Annotated in this window: 2 protein-coding genes and 2 pseudogenes; all 4 read right to left on the bottom strand. The window is 56.6% G+C overall.

The genetic code is table 11. The annotated features are described in order from the left end of the window. Window positions 1-632: 632 nt before the first annotated feature. The 4 genes and pseudogenes from HV796_RS46305 to HV796_RS41215 all read right to left on the bottom strand — a co-directional run bounded on the left by HV796_RS46305 (window position 633) and on the right by HV796_RS41215 (window position 2,531). Complete coding sequence (locus HV796_RS46305) at window positions 633-794, bottom strand: group II intron maturase-specific domain-containing protein (RefSeq protein ID WP_175233408.1); 162 nt, start codon at window positions 792-794, stop codon at window positions 633-635. 263 nt (window positions 795-1,057) lie between these two features. Further along, complete coding sequence (locus HV796_RS41205; protein ID WP_175233409.1) at window positions 1,058-1,348, bottom strand: hypothetical protein; 291 nt, start codon at window positions 1,346-1,348, stop codon at window positions 1,058-1,060. A 44-nt stretch (window positions 1,349-1,392) separates the two neighbouring features. Next, a pseudogene (locus tag HV796_RS41210) lies at window positions 1,393-1,584 on the bottom strand (glutamine synthetase); the annotation flags it as partial. A 244-nt stretch (window positions 1,585-1,828) separates the two neighbouring features. Continuing rightward, window positions 1,829-2,531 (bottom strand): annotated as a pseudogene (locus HV796_RS41215) (IS6 family transposase). Between the last annotated feature and the right edge of the window lie 480 nt (window positions 2,532-3,011).

Here is a 3,011-nt window from a genome sequence, read left to right on the forward strand (position 1 = left end):
AGAGTCCTGGTTTCCCGCCACCCTGCTATCCAGGCTACGGGGCTTCTGACTTTTACCCCGGCAGGACTGACTCCTGCTGAACATGCCAGCCTTCGCTGGACACACAACTGTGTACGTGCGAGTTTCACCGCATACAGCTCAAGCCTCTGCCAAGGCATCCATCGATACCCGCTTTCACAACTTACTTCCGGCGTACTTTTGAGTTCCATGGCAACCGGGATGGTGCAGTTGAATATTGCCCGCCGCGAACGACCCATCGTCGGTTCTTTTCACAATGAAGCGGGTGACCCAAGGGGTACCAATTGCGATCGGTTCATGGCAGGTCGGACACAGGCCATCCCGCCTCAGCCAGACCCGGTAGAGCTTCGCCCGGCCCCTTGGCAGGTTCATCATCCTCTTACCCCATCGGGTCTCGAAGTATGGTGCCCACGGTGGGTCGTGCGGATTAGCCCCGGCTTTGATCTTGACATGCTGCTGTATCGGCGTGTTCGCCGCTTTCAGCAGGACGAACTCCTTCTTCCTCCCATCCTCCTGTTTTTCGGTCGTGGCAAATACCCAGTTGCGGTGCCTTGGGTTTTAAAGTATTTATCTTTTACCCAGCGGACTCCTTTCTCTGGATGCCGTCGAACCACTCATTGCCACAGCATTGACCAGACATATGTATCAACCCGAGCAAAGGTTGCTTGAGCGACCGCATGGCGGTGATAGTTCGCCCAGCGCCGCAGAATCGGATTGAGCAGCCGTATCAGATTTGCCTGTTTGGCGTCTTGTTGCCTTGGGATGGTCGCCAACATCCCCACGGACAAGGTGATCCTGCGGAAGTGGATCAAGGCGGGATATGTGTGCCACGACGAACTCTTTCCGACCGGCGCCAGCGTCCCTCAAGGGGGAACTATTTCATCAGCTGTGCGTGGCTGATCTCGTCGTAACAGGCCTTGATGCTGGCTTCCAGCACTCGCCCTGCAGCGCATCATGGGTATGCCGAGGGGCCTCAATTTCCCGTTCTTCTTTCGGTATCGTTACCGTCTGAAGCGGAAAGCCGAATAACCCCGTCTCTTCAACGGCGCAATCGCGTTGGTCTTTGCCCCTGGCGTTTTCCAGATGACCTTGTCGACACCGGGGTGTTCTTGCCTTTGGTCATATCGGCGGCAGATGCGTTGACGCCGTTTGACCTTACAATCACACGGCTACCGATGCGATTGATCGTTTCCATGTTGGAAAACGGATGAAGATGATGCTTGGCGTCGAGTGCACGATAGTCGTTGGTTGTAAGCGAGCAGGGCATGAGGCTCGGGGCGGCCTTGGGTGCATGAGCCGATAGCACCCGGGAGGATGATGCGAATTTCACGATAATGTTCGATATCCCTAGATGTCTGCAGTAGACGATATGCATCAAACATTGAGCAACAGGTGTTTGCGTTCCCAAGGGCTGATGACCCTGAAGAACGCGTCGTGCCCTGTTCGCTTAAGCAGGAGATAGGCTTTCTGGAACTGTTTGCCAAGAATCTCGGCAAGCGACCCGCTGGCAGCCATTAGCGCCATCGATTCTTCGAGGTTGCGTGGCAGATCGTGAGGCACCTCGTAGTCGCCGGTGTTGCGTCATCCTCTCGACTACGAACCTTTCCTCCGGGAGGATGGCTAGGCGGTACTCAAATATGCGCACCATCCTGAGTATCAAGCGCGCCCAGCCGTCAGCTGTAAAAACGGTCTGAAGGTGATGTCACGGATCGGCGTGATCCGCCAGACGTAAATCGGCAATATAGTGGATGGGGCTCTGGTGCAAATAGATCGATTGGGCGAAAAATGATGTATTGATCAGGATAACAAATCAATGAAAGAGGGATGCATTCCAGACAGCAGGCGCAGCGGTCTCCTTGAGACGCATGCCGACCAGAGAGAACTGGACCTTCCGGGTACGATGCATCAACTCAATACCTGCAATCGTGATCGCCGCGCTCCCGAATCGTTTGAACCTCAGCATCACGCTGGTTCTTGCTTTAACATGGCGATGGTCCCGTTCGATCAGGTTGTTCAGATATTTCGAGGTACGGATCTTCGTGTGCGCGGGCAGCAGGCCATCGGCCTTCATCTCGCGTACGGCACGGTGTGAGGCAGCATAACCGTCAAGCGTAATGGTCCTGGGCGGTTGGACCTGATGCCTGATGGCCTTGCTGAAAAAGGCTTTGGCTGCGGCCACATCGTGCTTTGTCCATTGTCTGGCCAGCCCGATCCACCGCCCGGTACAGGTAGACCCACCTGCCACGAACCTTCAGCCAGGTCTCGTCGACACGCCACGAGCGACCCGCAGGTGCAGCAAAGCGGTACCAGCGTTTGACGAACTCGGGCGTATAACGCCTCACCCAGCGAAGGATGGTCGTGTGAGCCAGCGACAAACCCCGCTCGGCCATCATCTCGACCAGATCGCGCAGGCGACAGGTTGTAGCGCAGGTACCAGCGACACACAGGATGATGATTTTTCGATCAAAATGCCGTCTATCGAACAGCCCTTCCAGACCTTTGCGCTTGCTCATCACCGGCTACCCAATTAATAGGCTTGCTACTTTAACCGACTCGACGAACCTATTTGCACCAGAGCCGTCGGCGCGGACTATTCGCGCTTTTCTGCTTTACTTTGCGGCTTGAACCCGAAGGCCTGGTTGAGCGCAGCGCGCGTGTTGGTCTGCAAGCCATGATGCCGGATACCCTCGCTGACGGCCTGTTCAAGCGCCGCAGGACGCGCACCCGGACGGCTGCCCGCGATGTAACTGCAGGCGAGCCCGTCGCGCGCTGCGCACCTGCCGCGCTCCGGTACTGGCTTCCTTTTCGCGTTCGGGCGGGCGCCCGAACGCGAAGAGGTACGCTTGCAATTCGCGCCGTCAGGATAAGCTTTCTTAATGGCGCGGATTTCATGCAGGCCGTCCCTGATCCGGATGCGCTAAATGCGAGCCCGAATGCGAAAAGGGACTGAGTAGTTGTACTTGAGCGCGCAGGGGGAGCGGGATAAGATCCAC

The organism is Paraburkholderia humisilvae, assembly GCF_902859855.1.
Taxonomy (GTDB): Bacteria; Pseudomonadota; Gammaproteobacteria; order Burkholderiales; family Burkholderiaceae; genus Paraburkholderia; species Paraburkholderia humisilvae.

Excerpts from the sequence above, each read along its gene's own strand:
- HV796_RS46305 (WP_175233408.1), bottom strand. The coding sequence starts at position 794 with ATGTTGGCGACCATCCCAAGGCAACAAGACGCCAAACAGGCAAATCTG.